Annotated in this window: 14 protein-coding genes and 1 pseudogene; 1 reads left to right on the top strand and 14 read right to left on the bottom strand. The window is 39.8% G+C overall.

Annotation, left to right across the window (positions count from 1 at the left end; genetic code table 11):
* Positions 1 to 6: 6 nt before the first annotated feature.
* The 7 genes and pseudogenes from NP781_RS06700 to NP781_RS06670 all read right to left on the bottom strand — a co-directional run bounded on the left by NP781_RS06700 (position 7) and on the right by NP781_RS06670 (position 8,624).
* Positions 7 to 1,460 (bottom strand): annotated as a pseudogene (locus NP781_RS06700) (aldehyde dehydrogenase family protein).
* A 10-nt stretch (positions 1,461 to 1,470) separates the two neighbouring features.
* A complete protein-coding gene (locus NP781_RS06695; protein WP_257521807.1) occupies positions 1,471 to 2,217 on the bottom strand; it encodes an SDR family NAD(P)-dependent oxidoreductase in 747 nt (248 codons plus the stop codon).
* 1 nt (position 2,218) lies between these two features.
* A complete protein-coding gene (locus tag NP781_RS06690) occupies positions 2,219 to 3,307 on the bottom strand; it encodes a tartrate dehydrogenase (RefSeq protein ID WP_257521806.1) in 1,089 nt (362 codons plus the stop codon).
* Positions 3,304 to 4,536 carry a M20 family metallopeptidase gene (locus NP781_RS06685; RefSeq protein WP_257521805.1) on the bottom strand — a complete coding sequence of 411 codons (1,233 nt, stop codon included), beginning with the start codon at positions 4,534 to 4,536 and terminating at the stop codon, positions 3,304 to 3,306. Before NP781_RS06685 ends, NP781_RS06690 begins: the two co-directional genes overlap by 4 nt.
* A 586-nt stretch (positions 4,537 to 5,122) precedes the next feature.
* Positions 5,123 to 6,250 (bottom strand): conserved virulence factor C family protein, encoded by a 1,128-nt coding sequence (locus tag NP781_RS06680; RefSeq protein ID WP_257521804.1) that lies wholly within the window; start codon positions 6,248 to 6,250, stop codon positions 5,123 to 5,125.
* A gap of 12 nt (positions 6,251 to 6,262) precedes the next feature.
* Positions 6,263 to 8,149 carry an ABC-F family ATP-binding cassette domain-containing protein gene (locus tag NP781_RS06675; RefSeq protein WP_257521803.1) on the bottom strand — a complete coding sequence of 629 codons (1,887 nt, stop codon included), beginning with the start codon at positions 8,147 to 8,149 and terminating at the stop codon, positions 6,263 to 6,265.
* 121 nt (positions 8,150 to 8,270) lie between these two features.
* The gene (locus tag NP781_RS06670; protein ID WP_257521802.1) at positions 8,271 to 8,624 is read right to left on the bottom strand and encodes an aminotransferase-like domain-containing protein; all 354 of its coding nucleotides are present in this window, start codon (positions 8,622 to 8,624) and stop codon (positions 8,271 to 8,273) included.
* Between the two features lie 33 nt (positions 8,625 to 8,657).
* Between NP781_RS06670 and gmtX the strand changes: the two genes are divergently transcribed.
* Positions 8,658 to 8,936, top strand: coding sequence for a gamma-mobile-trio protein GmtX (gene gmtX / locus NP781_RS06665; RefSeq protein ID WP_257521801.1), 279 nt, complete (start codon positions 8,658 to 8,660; stop codon positions 8,934 to 8,936).
* A gap of 230 nt (positions 8,937 to 9,166) precedes the next feature.
* Here gmtX and NP781_RS06660 read toward each other — a convergent pair whose 3' ends face one another.
* The 7 genes from NP781_RS06660 to NP781_RS06630 all read right to left on the bottom strand — a co-directional run bounded on the left by NP781_RS06660 (position 9,167) and on the right by NP781_RS06630 (position 17,676).
* Positions 9,167 to 9,745, bottom strand: a complete 579-nt coding sequence (locus NP781_RS06660; protein WP_257521800.1) for a GNAT family N-acetyltransferase — start codon at positions 9,743 to 9,745, stop codon at positions 9,167 to 9,169.
* A 278-nt stretch (positions 9,746 to 10,023) separates the two neighbouring features.
* Positions 10,024 to 10,866, bottom strand: coding sequence for a DUF5700 domain-containing putative Zn-dependent protease (locus NP781_RS06655; protein WP_257521799.1), 843 nt, complete (start codon positions 10,864 to 10,866; stop codon positions 10,024 to 10,026).
* Between the two features lie 392 nt (positions 10,867 to 11,258).
* Positions 11,259 to 11,873 (bottom strand): HD domain-containing protein, encoded by a 615-nt coding sequence (locus NP781_RS06650; protein ID WP_221680747.1) that lies wholly within the window; start codon positions 11,871 to 11,873, stop codon positions 11,259 to 11,261.
* Between the two features lie 701 nt (positions 11,874 to 12,574).
* Positions 12,575 to 13,618: an S-methyl thiohydantoin desulfurase domain-containing protein gene (locus tag NP781_RS06645; protein ID WP_221680746.1), complete on the bottom strand. Its 1,044-nt coding sequence runs from the start codon at positions 13,616 to 13,618 to the stop codon at positions 12,575 to 12,577.
* A 16-nt stretch (positions 13,619 to 13,634) separates the two neighbouring features.
* The gene (locus NP781_RS06640) at positions 13,635 to 15,209 is read right to left on the bottom strand and encodes an OPT/YSL family transporter (RefSeq protein WP_257521798.1); all 1,575 of its coding nucleotides are present in this window, start codon (positions 15,207 to 15,209) and stop codon (positions 13,635 to 13,637) included.
* 22 nt (positions 15,210 to 15,231) lie between these two features.
* Entirely contained in the window at positions 15,232 to 15,984 is a 753-nt protein-coding gene (locus NP781_RS06635) for an IclR family transcriptional regulator (RefSeq protein WP_257521797.1), read from the bottom strand.
* A 12-nt stretch (positions 15,985 to 15,996) separates the two neighbouring features.
* Positions 15,997 to 17,676 carry a hydantoinase B/oxoprolinase family protein gene (locus tag NP781_RS06630; RefSeq protein ID WP_257521796.1) on the bottom strand — a complete coding sequence of 560 codons (1,680 nt, stop codon included), beginning with the start codon at positions 17,674 to 17,676 and terminating at the stop codon, positions 15,997 to 15,999.
* Positions 17,677 to 17,678: the final 2 nt, after the last annotated feature.

The following is a 17,678-nucleotide window of genomic DNA, read 5'->3' as shown; positions in this document are numbered from 1 at the left end:
TCCATCTCAGTGTTGATTAGGTGGTGCATAGCGTATAGCGATATTTTTCATTTGCGTATAGTTTCGCAGTGCAACAAAGCCCTTCTCTCGACCAATTCCACTTTTTTTATAGCCGCCAAATGGCATTTGAATGCCTCCAGCAGCCCCATAATTATTGACAAATACTTGGCCAGCCTGCACACGACTTGCCACATAATGAGCCGTATCGATATTTTGTGACCAAATGCCCGCCACTAGGCCATAGTCCGTACTATTGGCTAATGCGATGGCCTCCTCTACAGTGGAAAATGTCAAGACGGTTAACACTGGACCAAAAATTTCCTCCTGAGCTAATGGATCATTTGGATCAACACCATCAAGTATAGTTGGCTGAACATAAAAACCATTCTCATAGCCTGCCAATGTCAATGGTTCCCCACCTGTCACAACATAGCCATCTACCTTTGCTTGCTGTAATAATGCAGTGATTTTCGTATATTGTTGTTCATTCAGTAACGGTCCCATCTCCATATCTGCCTCACCTGGTCCTACTTGGATCGCTTGGAACCTTTGTGCTAATCGGGAAATGAAGGACTCTTTTATTCGTTCCTCAATGAGTAAACGTGCCCCTGCTGAACAAGTTTGTCCAGCATTTTGGATAATCGCACGTACGACTCCTCTAATGCCTGCTCCATGTTAGCATCCGCAAAAACAATATTAGGAGATTTACCACCAAGCTCTAATGTCACAGGCACAACATTTTCTGCAGCCGCCTTCATCACCGCAATTCCTGTGGGAACAGAACCTGTAAACGTAATATGATTAATATCGGGATGTGAAGTTAAATAAGGACCAACTTCTCGTCCCAAGCCCGTAATATGCTGAAAAATCCCTTTCGGCAACTTATCGGCGAACCATTGTGCAATGGCATGTGTTGTTAGTGGTGTATCCTCCGCACTTTTCACAATGACTGCATTACCAGTTGCTATAGCGGCTGCTACACTTCTTGCCGTAATTTGAATCGGATAATTCCATGGCACAATATGTACCGTAATGCCCACTGGCTCTAGCACTACTGCATTTAATAGCCCATCCTCGATTGGAATGGTATCCCCCATCACCTTATCCGCTGCACCGCCATAAAATTCAAAATAGCGAGCCGCTGCTTCAATATCTGCTCTTGCCTGTGATAAGGGCTTGCCTACATCCCGACATTCGAGTAAACTCCATTCCTCAGCATGCTTACGAATATAATGAGCAAATTCGATCAATAACTGCCCACGTTCATAGGCTTTCCATTGACGCCAGTCCTCTCGTTCAAAGGCTACTCGTGCTGCACGCACTGCCTCTTCTACATGTTCTTTACTTGCGTTGCCAATTTGTGCAATCACTTCACCTGTTGAGGGATTCTTAACATCGAGGTATGTCTGTGCATCACCGTGAACCCACTCACCATCTATCAACATAGGAATTTTTTTCATTATACCCCTCCTATAATCCACGGCCACCATCTACATGTAATGTCGTCCCTGTGACCATGCTTGCTGCATCTGAGAGTAAATAACTAACAGCTCCTGCTATATCTGCTGGCTTCACTAATCGTCCTAATGGCACAGATTGCACAAAGACACTTTGTTTCGTCTGCTCTACATCTGCACCCTGTGCGGCGAATTGACCAAGCATTTGTGTGTCGGCTGGTCCTGGATGAATCGTATTAACCCGAATTTGACTAGATGCTAGTTCAATTGCCAGTCCTCTCGTAAAGCTCTCTGCTGCACCCTTGGATGCAATATAAGCCTGTAAGCCCGGTCTTGGTCGCACTGCTGAAATCGAGGCAATTGTAATAATAGAGCCCATTTGCTGTTTTTTCATAAAAGGGGCAACTGCCTTTGTCGTGATAAATAAACTTTTCACATTAACATCCATTAATCGATTCCATTCATCCATTGTGACCTCTTCAATCGGTGTAGCTGACTGGGCAATTCCCAGTGCATTAACAAGACCATCTATTCTGCCATACTTATCAAAAACCTGTTGGCAGATGTCTTGCACACGTTCCTCCTGTAACACATTGACTTCAAAGCATTGAAGGGCATCCTGTGCAATATCTGATAAGGCGTCTATTGATAGATCAAGTCCAACAACTCGATTGCCCTGCTTTAATTGCTCTTGAATAATGGCCTTTCCCATACCGCCTCCTGCACCAGTAACCACAATCACCTTTTGCTCAACTGCCATGCTAAACACCTCCTGCTGTTAAAGTTCTATTAATAATTTCCTGACAAATCGCATCGCCCATTTGTGCTGTTGTCGCTTGTCCACCAATATCTGCTGTTTTCACAACGCCTTCTTGCAGCACAGCTGTAATGGCTTTAACAATGAGCTGTTCTAAATCTGGTCTGCCTTGATGGCCAAGCAGTAAGGCAAGCGACCAAATTTGAGCGATTGGATTGGCAATACCCTTGCCTGCAATATCTGGTGCTGAGCCATGAACAGGCTCAAACATCGATGGAAAATCCTTTTCGGGGTTCAGGTTGGCTGATGGAGATAGACCAAGTCCTCCGACAATAGCAGAGCCTAAATCGGATAAAATATCGCCAAACAAATTGGACGCCACCACCACCTCAAAATTCTGTGGTCGTTCTACGAAATAAGCAACGAGTGCATCGATATAAATGGATTCGAGCTGTAGTGCTGGTGAACTTTGAGCCACCGTTTTGCTTGTATGCTCGTCCCAGAATTTCATTGAATGAATAATGGCATTTGATTTTGTCGCACTTGTTATTTTGGTTTTACCGTGTTGCTTCGCATAATCACAGGCAGCATGGACAATTTTTTCAATCCCCATTCGTGTCATGATGGTATTTTGAATCGTCATTTCCTGCGGCTGCAGTTGGTACAGTCGACCACCACTGTCCGAATATTCACCCTCTGCATTTTCACGGAAGATCACAAAGTCAATTTCTTTGCCGTTAGCCAACGGAGACGCGATCCCTGGCAGTGATTTAATAGGACGGAAATTCACATATTGCTGGAACTGTTTCCGAATCGGCATAATCAATTCCCAAACGGTCACATCATCGGGCACACGAGCATCGCCAATAGCTCCAAATAAAATCGCATCATATGTTTGAAGTGTTGTCAGTGCATCATTAGGCATCATACAGCCATGCTGCACGTAGTAATCGGAGCTCCAAGGAAAGATGGTTGTTTCAATTTGTAAGGAGCTATGTTGTTCTTGCAAACAATTTAAAACTTTTAACGCTTCCTGCATAACCTCTTTTCCTATGCCATCTCCTGGTATTACTGCAATTTTGATAGCCGTCATTGTGCATCACCCGCCAAAAATTTTAATGCTGCTAAACGGTAAATGGCCGTTGTTTCTGCCAATTCTTCAATATCCACATACTCATTGATTTGATGAGGGATTTCTCGATCTCCTGCCCCAACTGTTACAATTGGAATACCATGCACATGAAGAAACGTACCATCTGTCGCGCCTGGAACACCGTTATATTTTGGCTCCTTCTCTGTTACCTCTCCCACAGCCTCATATATAGCCTGTACAACAGGGTCTTCCTTCGCTGTTGCAGTTGCAGGTCGGTTATCAAGAACCGTCAGTTCAACTTTGAAATCAGGATCATCCGCTTGTAATCGTTTAATAATCGCTTCAATCTTACCCAGCAGTTCATCATGGTCCTGCGCAGGCACCGTACGAATATCGAGTGTTGTCATACAGTGATCCGGAATGACATTGATTTGAGCATCTCCCTTTACAGGCGCACGTAAAATCGTTGGTGTAATAGACGGCCAATTCAGCATTGGATCACGCCCTAATCGTGCTTGCTCCTCTTTTTCCAGCTTTTCAAGCTCTACGATGAAACGTGCCATACGCCAGTTAGGATTGATGCCACTCCACGAAATCGCACCATGCGCCATTTTACCGAAAATATCTACCTGTAAACGAATAGCCCCGCGTTGTGCAATACACACATTATTTTCCTGTGGCTCACAGATAATCGCACCATCCACACCATCAGCCCAGCCATTTTTAATAAAATGTTTTATGCCTAGCATAAGCCCTTCTTCATCACAAGGAATACATAAAATAATTTTGCCCGTAAACGCCTCTTGATCTAGTAGTAATGACTGACAAGCTGTAATCATACAAGCAAGATTCCCTTTTGTATCATTCGTTCCCCTGCCATACATACGCCCATCAATGATTTCTGCACCAAATGGATCGTAGGCCCAAGCCTCTCGATTGCCCTCTGTCACCACATCCGTATGTCCTTCGAAAAGTAATGTTTTCCCAGGCTTGCCCGAATCAATAATACCAATGACATTTGGTCGCCCTGGCACAACCTCCTCGATATGCGTCTCGATGCCAATATCTCGTAAATACGCCGCTACAAAAGTTGCCACCTCTTGCTCATTGCCCTTCGGATCATTCTCACGGTAAACGCTTTCAATGCGCACGAGCTTCTGTGTTAGGGCGATGACCGTCTCACGATCTCGCACATACGATTTTGTTGTCTTTAAACTAGTTACTGTCATGCAAAGGACCTCCTATTTTTAAAGAATATTCTGAATTTATGTTATTTTAACATTGTCCTTTCTCTATGAAACTAGACAATATGTTAATGATTCAAAGAACGCCTTTAACTTTTTGTTTAGCAATAAATCACTAGAAAACAACATTTTTTTCTGTTTTACACGTTTTTTCGATCAATTCATCGAATGATAGAGAGTATTGTTTTTGATTTTGAGGTGGTTAGAGAATTATAGTTTGGAAGAGGCAACACTTTTTTTGAGCGGGATTTCTTTAATTTGGAGAAAAAGTTTTGGTACTTTGGAGCGGCTTTCTCTCCTTTGAGAGCGGGTTCTCACTTCTTTGGAGCGGTTTCATCTCTTTTTAGAGCGGGTTCTCACTTCTTTTGAGCGGCTTCATCTCTTTTTAGAGCGGGTATCTGCTTCTTTGGAGCGGTTCACCCTTTTTAAGAGCGGGTTCCCACTTCATTGGAGTGGTTCGCTCACTTCTTGGAGGACCTATCACTATTCAGAAGCAACCTCACCCATTTATTAGAGCAAACGCCAACCATTACAAAATAGAAAAAAACCAGCATTTGCTGGTTTTTCCTGATTATTGTTGACGGGATTCGGTCATTTGCTTCCAAACCGAGCCTTTTGCTTCCTCGCCTTGTTCGATACGGGCAATGGCCATTTTCACTTGTAGCTTCACTTCGAATTCTTTGTCATCTTCAGCAGCCTTCAATGCAGGTAAGGACTGTTCTGTGCCGACCTCATATAAATACATTGCTGCGCGCCAGCGAACCAATTTGTTTTTGTCCTGTAAGGCTTGCAGCATGGCTTCTTCAAATTCTACAAAGCCAAGGTCACTCATGCAGTCACCTGCTGTTCGACGTACAGCTGCACTTTTATCTTGTAGGGCTCTTTCTAAATAAGGGACAACTGCCACATCCTCAATCATGCCTAAGTACACCGTCGCTAGTCGACGGATAGACATTTGTTCATCCTGTAAGGCTAAATCTAATAGCGGTAGATCGTCTAGCTCAGGATCAGCCATTTGATCGAGCAGTTGGAAGCGTTTCTCCCATTCAGGTTGCTTGAACTGTTCTACCGTCACTTTGAGTTTGTCCGTTTTCACAGCGGCTTTTTCACCATCATTATTGATAGCTGTGACAATTTCTGCTAAACGGTCTGCAGAATAAGTGACATCAATCTCCTGTTTGACTGTTTCAGCAATTTCCTCCAGCTCACCGTAGCGAACACCATAATCAATCCACTTACGTTGGAAAATATAGTTTTCATCTACTGCTGACTCAATAATTTGATTAAAAGCATCGACAAAACGGTCTCCGCAGCTAATACGATATTCACGTTGGTTATCAAAAACTTTTACTTGTAAAGGCACCTGCTTGTAAAATTGTACATGGACATAAACCTCTCCATAAAATTCATTGGCCACAATCGCTTCTTCTTGTGCTTGGACATCTTCCCCTAGCACTTGACGAATACTTGCTAGAATGCCTTCCCATGCATATTTGGCATTACGCTCAACAGCAAAGAAATCGGCTACATGGTAAACGCCCTTTACTCCTTCAATTGCTAAAATAGCAGCCGCCTCGCCTGTTGCTTCGTCTTTATTATCTTTTGTAAAATTATAGCTCTTCCCGAATGGTAGCTCTGTATCAACAACAATCTTCATAGAATTGGGACTTGGCGTCGGTTCAATGGTAATAATCTTCATGTCTATCGCTCCTTATCCGTTCACTATTTCATCTAAATACGACCATCTTTCAATAAGATGCTCATATTGTGCATTTAGCTCATCCAACTTAGCTGTTAATTCCTGTAGCTTGGTAAAATCTGAGCCTGCATTGGCGATTCCTTCTTCGGTCTCCATAATAGCCGTTTCTGTTTTCTCTATCTCATCTGCAATCGTTTCCCATTCTTTTTGCTCTTTAAACGATAGCTTTTTTTTGTCTGATTTTGGCTTTTCTGATTTGGCCTTTTCCACTTTTGGCGTTTCTACTTTGACAGTCGCTGCCTGCTCACGTTTCTCCAGATACTCACTGTATAGATCCAGTGTTTCCTCAACTTGTCCCTGACCATCTAGTATCCATAGCTTTTTCGCAATACGGTCGAGGAAGAAACGATCATGGGAAATTGTGATAACCACGCCTGGGAAATGCTCGATGAAATCCTCTAGCACACCTAATGTTTCAATATCTAAATCATTCGTTGGCTCATCAAGTAATAACACGTTTGGTTGCTCCATCAATAAACGTAATAAATGAAGACGCTTGCGCTCACCGCCCGATAATTTTCCAATTGGTGTACCATGAGCATGCAGCGGGAATAAAAAGCGCTCCAGCATTTGAGCTGCTGAGTAACGGACGCCCTCTGCATCTGTAATATCATTTGAAGCCTCACGTATATATTCAATCATGCGCTCATTTTCATTCATTTTCGGCAATGTTTGCTTAAAATGTGCCAACTTCACTGTTGACCCAACAAGAATTTCACCTTGATCGGGTGTCAGCTCTCCTGCTAGCATGTTCAATAAAGTTGATTTTCCTACACCGTTCGCGCCGATAATACCAATTCGATCACCTTGCTGTAGTAAAAATGAGAAATTTTCAAGGATTTTTTGCTGCCCAAAGGCTTTCGAAATTTTCTCAGCCTCCAGCACTCTACGTCCAAGACGTGTTGTCGCAAGTCGCATATCCAAGGAAACATCTTCTGATTTGCGCTCTAGGTTTTCTTCTAGCTTTTCAAAGCGTTGAATACGAGCTTTTTGCTTGGTTGAACGCGCCTTCGCACCACGACGAATCCATTTTAATTCTGAACGATAACGATTGCGATCCTTCTGTGCAGAAGCAGCTTGCATCTCCTCACGAATAGCTCGAGCCTCTAAATAATCACCGTAATTCCCTGTATGACGATACAAGGTTTGATTCGCTAACTCGTAAATATGTGTTGATAATTCATCTAAGAAATAACGATCATGGGTGATGAAAATCACTGCACCCTTTAATCGTAAGACCATCTCTTGAAGCCATTCGGTAGACTGTACATCTAAATGGTTTGTGGGCTCATCTAATAAGTAAAGATCCGCTGGTTCAATTAACACCTTCGCTAATGCAACACGTTTTTGCTGACCGCCAGATAGCGTTAGTACCTCTTTTTCAAAAGTTTCAATCCCAAGCTTTGTTAAAGCCGTCTTCGCAAGGGCATTGACATCCCATGCCTGCTCTTCATCCATGCGCTGTTGCAGACTAAATAACGTCTTTTGTAAACTCTCGGAAGTTGGGTTACTTGCTAGAGCAGCAACCGTTTCCTCATATTGACGATTCAGCTGTAAAATGGGCGAATCGCCTGAAAAGACAGCTTGTAAAACCGTTTCGCCTGCCTGAAATGTAGGCTCCTGAGGTAAATAAGCGACACGGTATTTATTCGGGCGATCTACTGTCATCGAATCCGCTTCCATGTCCCCAGCTAAAATGGATAACAGGGTTGATTTTCCCGTTCCATTTATACCGATTAAGCCTGCCCGCTCTCCCTCATAAATGGTAAATTCAATATTTTGAAAAAGCGTTTTATCGCCCACTGTTTTGGTTAAATTTTGTACAATTAAATGACTCATTCCACTATTCCATCTCTTTCATGTTAGGTATTGTTCATGCCCACACGATTTTTATGTAGACGATTATTGATATCCACTATTCATCATAACATCAAAACGCAGGTAAACAAAGAATTACAAACTAGCAACGAACTGGTGGCATGTCCTGTAAATAGGATTCCATAAGCTGACAAAGCTTGATGATTCCTTGTGTTAAGTCGTGCGGTTCAGGATAAGAATAACTAATTCTCAGATGGTGATATTGTGGCTCTCCTGGATAACAAGCTGAGCTTGGTAAAAAGGTAATTTGGGCTTGTTGGGCCTTCCATAACAGCTCATCCGTATTGCCATTACTAGGTAAAGACACCCAAATATTAAGCCCACCTTTTGGTTCGATCCACCTAACGCCCTTTGGTGCATACTTATTCAACAATGCAATCGTCTGATCCCTTCTTATCTCAAGCGCAATGCGCAGTTTTTCTAAATGGGCATGCATTCGGTCTGAACGTAAAAATGGAATCAGTGCCTTTTGCCTGCAAACGATGATATCTTAGCAAGTATCTCCGAACCAACAACAAAGGCATTGGTTGGAATGCTTATGGCAGAGAATAAAAAGCTCAAAAGAGAAAACTCTCTGCTTAAAGAACAAACAACCTTTACGATTGATATGCGTCCTATAAACGATCTAAGCAAAAATAAGGATGTCGTTATAGTCGAGCCTTCTTATAATCTGACAGATACCGAAATAGATGCACTGAGAAATGCCATATATGTAACTGCCATACAAAAAATTCTTAATGAGATATAAATGTAGCTTTAAAATAAAGTTTGTACAAAAACACCTCGTAAATCCTTAAATTAAGATTAATAAGAAGCAACCATTTTGAAAAAAGATTAATCAAAATGGTTGCTTCTTTAGCATTTTTTAGTTTGCTTATTATAAAAAAATTTGATCATTTTCTACAGCGTTACTTCATAAACGCGCCCGATTGTTGAATAGTATTATTGATAAATATGTCATTCATAACTTAGAAATGATTAAAATGATTTTTCAAAACAAACACATTGGTGAATACGTTTATTATTTGTAAATTGGTCAATATCTTTCCCAACGTAATGAGTAAAAGCATTAACTAAGTATAGATTGGGCATATTACTTTGAATTCGATGATTCATTTCATTTTCTTCAAAATAAACGTGATAATAGGAATCAACGATATTAAAATTCATTTTTTCATACCATTTCTGAACCCATAAATCATCTCTTGTCCAAGCCTCAAAACGATTTAAATTCGCTCTTCTAGCTTTATTTTCAGCAGCATAGAGTAATTGTTGTCCTATTCCACGCCGGGAGAAATCCGGATGAACAGCGATATGCCAAATCATCCCTCCTAACCCTTCTCCCCTGGAGCAAACTGTTCGTTCTTCTATTTCATATTCTACATCAATAAGCCCAACGATTTGACCGTCCAACTCTGCGACTAGCTCGATTGCTGGATTTTCATAACGTTCTTTCTTATTTAGTACATTATCAAAATAAGCAGTCTGTAAAAACGCAAGTGTTCGGCATCTTACCCAACCAGTCTCATCATTAACTCTATAGTCTCTAATAATCACTTTTTTCCCTCCGGATTTTAGGGACCACGTAGTTTATAGGGGATTTATACGCTCATCCCTTAAAATAGATTCACCCCATTAAATATGTTCGCGATTTTCATAATATACCGCCTCCTTCTAATTATAATTATTTTAAATTTTATCAGATTTTTCCAAAATATACACTGATAAATGACAGATTCCATACACTATAATATCCCCCCAAAAAAAGAAAAAGCACAATTCTTGCTACAGAATTGCGCCCGATTGTCGAATAACTTAACTGTAAATTAAACATTTTAAGTAAGTTCTAAAAGCACAGTCTCTATTTCTTTATTGAAGGTAGATTCTTTCCAAAGTGTAACGGCCTCTTTCTCTTGATACTTTTCAATTAAGATTTGAATCACATTGTATCCAATAAAATACCCTAAACGTGTGAAACCAAAGTAGGAACCTCCATTAATTGAAAACCATTCATGGATAACTTCAGGTTGTGTACGTTTATTTATATCTTCCAAAAAAGTAATGATAATATCATTTTTGTTATCTTTTGCAAATTTTAACCATTCTTCTCCATTATCTTCGTATAAAAAATAGACCGATTTGTCAGCATCAGCAACTTGTTCTGAAAAATACGTTGCACATCCTTCCTGAAACAACATTGTAAAGGGATGAAACCACTGAACTTTAGACCAATCCACCCCCTCCTGATCTGATAAAATATTATGAAGAGTATGACCAAATTCATGAGCAATAATTACTTTTAAATGTTTATCATCAGAAGAGAGCTTTTCTAAACAAAATGTCACTTCAGGAATAATTTGACGATGTGTAAATGCATTTGACCCATATGCTCCAACAATAATATGTACATCTTTAGTGAACTCGACATTATATTTTTGTCTGTAAGTTAACACCATTTCTTGAATTAGGCTTTCGATTTTTCCACTCGATTCCTTTATCTCACTCATTTTGGAAGGGTATCTTTGAATTGCGTTTTTAATCTTCTCATCTGGATTTTTACAATGATACAGAAAGTATTCCTTGAAGTGTTGTGAGAACTTTTCATGGTAGTGTTTTAAGAACCGCTCCGAGGGCATGTAGTTTAATAAAAAATATGGAACTGTATTATAAATTTTCATAATTACCGTCCTCCATTTCATAACAATCCTCTTCGTTAATTTGAACTATACTTTTATATTTCTCCTAATAATTATTAGTTCCTGCTTATTCCACAATCTGGCCCGATTGTGGAATAAGAAAACTGCATTCCATACAGTTTTTTTATCAAACTTTATTATAAATGATCGAACTTAATTATAAATCATCAATCTTTATTTAAAAAACCACAATAAAAAATACATCCATTATCTCAATAAAGATTTAATGGATGTATTTTTATATACGAAAAGTTTGATTATAAAGTTTGATTATATATAATCAAACTTAAATCCTCTAAACATAAGGTCTGGTTTTGTTTTGTTATACTATTTACCCTATATTATTTTAAAAAAGGCGGTTTTTGTATTATGTGCTACTGACCGATTTCGTGCTTCAGTTGCTTTAAAAAACTTTCCATAAATTGATGACGTTCAAGTGCCATTTGCTTGCCCTTTTCCGTCACCATTAAATCTTTTAGCAGTAATAATTTCTCATAAAAATGAGTAACAGACGCGGTATTTTTTTGACGATATTCGGACTCTGACATATTTGTGCGTACTTCTTCTTCCTTATCATAAAGCTTGCGACCTTTTGCTCCACCATAAGCAAATGTTCTGGCAATGCCAATAGCACCAATCGCATCTAAACGATCTGCATCTCGGACGATTTTTGCTTCCAATGATGTTGCTTCTAGCTCATTCCCACCATTAAATGACACTTGAGCGATGCAATCTCGAATATGTTGCTTTTTTCCCTCGCTAACAGGTAATTCCGCAATAAGCTGTTCTTCCTTTTCCTTGCTATCGGTATACTTTTTGTCACTGACATCATGTAAAAGTACAGCTATTTTCACAACTTCTTCATCTGCTGTTGGCTCGCTATGTAGGATAGCTAATGCATTTTGATAGACACGCTCAATATGTTGAAAATCATGACTAGCATCAAATTGCTCATATATTTCACGTACTTTATTCATTAAATGATTCATAGTCTACACTCATCCTTTCCTACAAATTATACTGTATTTTATTACATAAGAGGTAATCTAGAAAAATTAAAAATCAAATCTATTTCAATTGACTATTTTTTCAGAATATTGTATGATAAACGTACAGAACAGCTATCTGTTCTGTACCTCATATTTTTCAGCAATGTACAACAGCTGTGTGTTTAACAGATTTAACATTAACTTCAGCGGGCTTACAATTGAATAACCTGTTTAAAAGATGACGTGCGTATTGAAAACCTATCATCTAAACAAATAAAAGTGAACACTTTCCCTTAGAAATTCTTTGTTTAACCCGCATAGCCAAATGTACATGCCGAAAATGTGAACAACAAGTTAGTTTGTTGCATGACCAAAAGGATTTCGCCAGTTGTAGCAGAAGTGCATTGTTTTTTCATTACTGGTTGTTACCTTCTTCTAGTCAATTCCTTGATTATGTATGAACGTAGCTCCTCCCTTTATTGAAAATCGTACACGATAATTGCTTGCAGCTTGTGAATACCACGTTCGATGAGTTGTGCAAATCAGTAAGAAATTCATTTAAGCCATCAATGTATGAAGTGAAAAAGGAAGTAGGAACGATTGTGATAAAATGTATTACCATCCCGCTGAAGGACAAATAAAAGCTGCCCATCTTACATTCAAGTAGATGATGGCAGCTTTTACTGTTTTGTTTTCTTATTTCATAGAACGCCTTTGATCACTTCATCAATTTCCCGCAATAGAGCCTCGTTTTGCATGGTTGTACTTAATTTTAAGTTAGATTGGTCTACATGTATCACTGCGACATGCATTCCCTCTTTAATACTTGCACTTGGAACTGGCATCATTTTCTCTGTATCGAACGTCATGATGAGGTCTGGGAATTTGGATTGTACCTGCCCTTCCTTCGATAATGTCATATATTCATTCCAGAACGTCAGATGGTAATCACCCACTGATAATTCCCCTACATCGAAGCCATTTTCCTTTGTTAATGAATAATTTGTGACGGCACCTGATACGATGTGCACGCCATTCAAATATTGCAACACATGGGCTAACTTTTCTTCAAAGGTTTGCCCATTTAAGAAGCGATAGCCAAGTTCTATGGCCATAGTGATCGCATTTGGTGCGCCATGTTTTTGTAAATAGTCAATCGTCACAGGATTTCGAGTGACCCCTACTAGTCCGCCTGCTAATATAGAAGCTTGGCGTGCTGTCTTTGCGGTGCTGTGTAAATTTCCTTCCACAAAGCCATGGACAGCGAAGTCATCTTTTCCTCCTGCATAAAATTGTACGGATTGATATTTTTCTTGTTCATGAAGATTTAAAGAACCCATGATTCCCGTTGGATGTGCTCGTCCATTACAGGGAGCATCCACAACAGGTACATTTAATAAAACTGACTGCAACCAGCCATTGATCGTCGTGATGGCACCATTTTCATTGGTAATGATGCCCTTTAGACGTTGATTGATATGGTTGTTCATACTACGATAGCTCCAACAAAGCTGTTCATTTGAAATATATTGATCGACCGCTGATGGCGCACCTACCATTGCCACACAGGCAACTAGATCTTCTTGATCTAATTCGGTAATATCCACCATTTGAGGTTCACCTGCTGCAAAGATTTCCTCAACTAGCTTGAGTCCTTCCTCTAGGAGACCACCGCCGCCTCCGCCAAGGATTGCTCCTCCATAAACGGCCGCAATCCCATCCTCATAGGACAATACTTTAGTCATTCTTTATTCCCCCTTTCTATTTCCCTATTTTGATAATAGAAGTGAAGAAGCTATATAAAGCATCTCCGGCAATAACACCTGCTGCAAATACTGTCATTTCAGATTCTCTCTTACCTTTCGTCACATATGTGAAAATTACACGTAGTAAGATACCAACTAGGACAGCCCAACCAGCAATTGGATTGACAAGTAATAGACCTGTTGCAAATAAGATACCCATTTGACGTTTTGAACCACCGATGAGCTGAATTACTGCACCTGGAATCGCCCATATCATTAATTGTTTTGCTACATCGCCTGTAACGCCCGATTGAATTGTTGCTGCATACACATGGTTAACAGGTGCTACTAAATCCTGTGCAAAATAAGATTTATAGGATAGTAGTACTACAACTGCCGAAATTGCAAAAGCTAGCATACCAGCAATCAATTGTTGCTTGCGACCTTCTTTTTCTAATGCAACATCACTACCATTACCACGTAAAATGAAACCAGTTTTTAAGTCATAGCCCATATCCGCAAACGCTACCCCTGTAGCAGCACTATACCCTGCTAGTAATGCAAGTGCTGGCGCTGGGAAACCAATTAAAATACCAACAATCAATGTAATAAATGCCACTGCAAATGCTGGGAACCAACCCGCATGCATCGCTGCGATACCCACAATTAGCTCATGGACAAATGCAGCAATCGTTGCAAAGATGATGAATCCTATTAACATACCGAAAGACATGTGTGAAATAATACCGCCTAAAATAGCGATTAATAGAGCAATGGCTAAATAAGCTATAAAACCAACACCAAATGCTTGGCGAATTTCTTTTGCATCTTTTGAATAGCTTAACTCTTCTGACTTTTTAGCCGACTTTTTATTCAATAAGGCAAAAGCTACTTGGAAAAGTGCTACAATCCCAGCACCAATCATAACGCCATGTGGAATATAGTAAGCATTTAAGTCAACATTAAATAATTGAACAGAATAGCCTCTTAATAAAAGCCCAACACCAAACATCGTCAGTGCCCAAATATTACCGATGAACGCTACCCCAAAAGCTGACATTGGAATTTTCAAAACAGATCCCACGATACCAATTAACACACCACCAATTAATACTTTTGCATTCTTACCACCTTTATCGCCCGCCTTAATGGCTTCAGCTGTTGCAATTCCCGGTGGCCAAGTACCTGCTGCTGGGAAAATCTTTGTATCGAAAAATTTATATAATAATAAAGCATCAACAAACATCGCTAAAATGACACCGATAAACAATGGTAATACTAAATTTTCATAGCCTAATACATATGGAATACCAATTGGCAACATTAAACTACTTGCTGCACTGAACGTTGCTGCCGAAATGGCTGTTTGAATAATATTTTGTCTGTGTACAGATTTAAAGGCAATTAGCTTGCCAATCGGTATTCTTCCAAGAATCATCGCAAATATTGCCCCAACGATTGATGTATTGGCAGAAATCCCTAAAGTCGTAATCAGCTGTATCCCAATAATTGCCCCCACAACAGATGTTAAGACGATCATTAGTAGAGTTACAGGCTCTAAAGCCCTTGGATGTAATACTTTATTATTCATAGTGTCAGCTCCCCTATTGTTGTTATAATTTTGAAATGTGTGATTGAATTTGCTGAGCTACTTTCACTAACTGTTCAAGCATATTTTTCTCCCTTTGATCATCTAAATCATATACTAACCCAGAAATTGTAAGAGATGCAGTGATTTCCTTTTTATAGTTAAATAACGGTACACTGATGCCAAATGCATGTTCATTATACTCCCCGACGGTAACACACCAGTTGTTTTGGCGAATTTGTTGCAGCTCTTCCTTTAATGACGCTAGGAAAGAAACCTGCTCTTCCTTCGATTGTTCCTCATGAAAGAAGGCCATTAACTCCAGCTGTCTGTCCTCCTCTAAATAAGCAAACATGACCTTACAGGAAGCACCGATGTAAAGGGGTGTCTTTGTTCCTAAAGACACCGCATACTTTACATTTTTATTACTTTCGGCTATTTTCGTTGTGACACCGTATTCATTGTCCATATAAGTAAGAAATACTGATTCATTGATTTCACTGGCAAGATTTTGCATCAATTCATAAATGGTCGAGTGAGGGTCTTTTGAATTCGATAACACATCATAAAAAAGGTACATTTTATAACCTAATTTATATTTTTTCGTGTGTTCATCCTGTATTAAATAACCCGCTTCTGTAAATGTATTAATGGTTCTTTGCACGACACTTGTCGGCAGTTTCATCATGCGTGAAATTTCACGAACACCTAATGCATTTTCTTTCGTTGCAAAGCATTCTAGTATATCCAATGAGTTTTTTAATGTCTTGACAGTCATCTATTTCTCCCTTTAAACGTTTTGATAACCGTATCGCTCTTTCGCTACATCTACAGAAATATATTCATTTAATAAATCACGTATAATGGCCTCTGAGCTTCTTTCATGTGGAGGACCATAACCACCGCCCGTTGCTGTCACAAGCTCAATACGGTCGCCTTTTTGCAATTCATAATTGGCAAGTACGCCCACTGGTCCAATTTTCGTTCCATCCTTTTTATGAATGATTAAATAGTTGTGAGAGCCTTCTCCACCACCATTTAAGCCGAATGGCGCGAATTGATGTCTACCTAAGTTCACAGAAACCTTTTGACCATCATGATTGACTGTATAAACGCGACGAACACCTAAGCCACCTCTAAATTGACCAGCACCAGCACCGTCACAATTTAAGCTATATTCATCAATTTGAATACCGTATTTTGTTTCTGCAATTTCAACTGGAAGATTATATGTTTCACCATCTCCCATACAGTATTGCCCGCTTTGCCCATCCTCATCATTCGCTGCTCCCCAGCCACCAACAGATGGCTCTACAATTAGGAATGACTCATCATTATCAGGATTTTTTCCAGTGAGAATAAACGTACAAACAGATTGTAAATGCCCTGCCGATAAGCGTTCTGGTAAATGCGGCGCAAGAGCTTTCCAAATGAGATCAGCTGCCCCAATACGTGCCTCAAAGTTCATAGACACAGGATGTGGACGTTTAGCGGAAACAATCGAATTGTCATCTGTGATAATCGTTAAGCGTTTAAAAACACCTTCGTTAATTACGTCAATATCGCCAAGTAATGCTAGGAACATAACGCGCACACTTGCCATTAAACCAAACTGAGAACAGTTCATTGGCACATTGACTGCAGGATGTGAGCCTCTGAAGTCACAAATAAACGCCTCATCACTAATTGTGACTTTCACTTTTATTGGATAAGGTCCACCCTTTAATGGGTCCCCTTCAATAAAGTCCTCCGCATAAAATTCACCTTTAGGTAGGTGTTGAAGCTCATACTCTACAATTTTCTCACCCTTGTCCAATAATTTTTGAATGGACAATTTCACCGATTCCGCACCAAACTTCTGACAAAGCTCTGCGATTCGTTTTTCACCTGTTTTTAAGGCGGCTACTTGTGCAAACATATCACCGATTGAAAGCTCTGGTAAACGAACATTCGTAGAAATAATTTCATAGACTGCATCGTTCAACTCACCTTGATGATAAAGTTTGACACCTGGTAGCTGTAAACCTTCCTGATAGATTTCATTAGAATTACTTGTAAACGAACCCGGGTCCATGCCCCCTACCTCTGTCCAGTGTGCTTTATTGGCAGAGTACGCAATAATTTCACCGTTGTAGAAAATAGGGAGAACTAAGCCCACATCCGATAAATGTGAGCCGCCTCCAACATAAGGGTCATTGATAATAATGACATCACCTTCGTGTAGTTTTTTCCCATTATCAAACTTTTCAATTACACGCTGTACCATTGGACTTAACATCCCAATAAAACTCGTTACACCGTTTCCTTGACTAATTAAATTACCCTTGGCATCTGTTAAACCACAAGCATAGTCTAATACCTCATAGATAACTGGGCTCATAGAAGAGCGTGCTAGGGCAACAAACATCTCATCGCCTATAGCTAGCAATGAATCTTGAATAATTTCTACTGCAAAAACATCTTTTTTCATGT

It is taken from the genome of Lysinibacillus sp. FN11 (genome assembly GCF_024628845.1).
Taxonomy (GTDB): domain Bacteria; phylum Bacillota; class Bacilli; order Bacillales_A; family Planococcaceae; genus Lysinibacillus; species Lysinibacillus capsici.
This window is presented reverse-complemented; position numbering and strand designations above follow the sequence as displayed.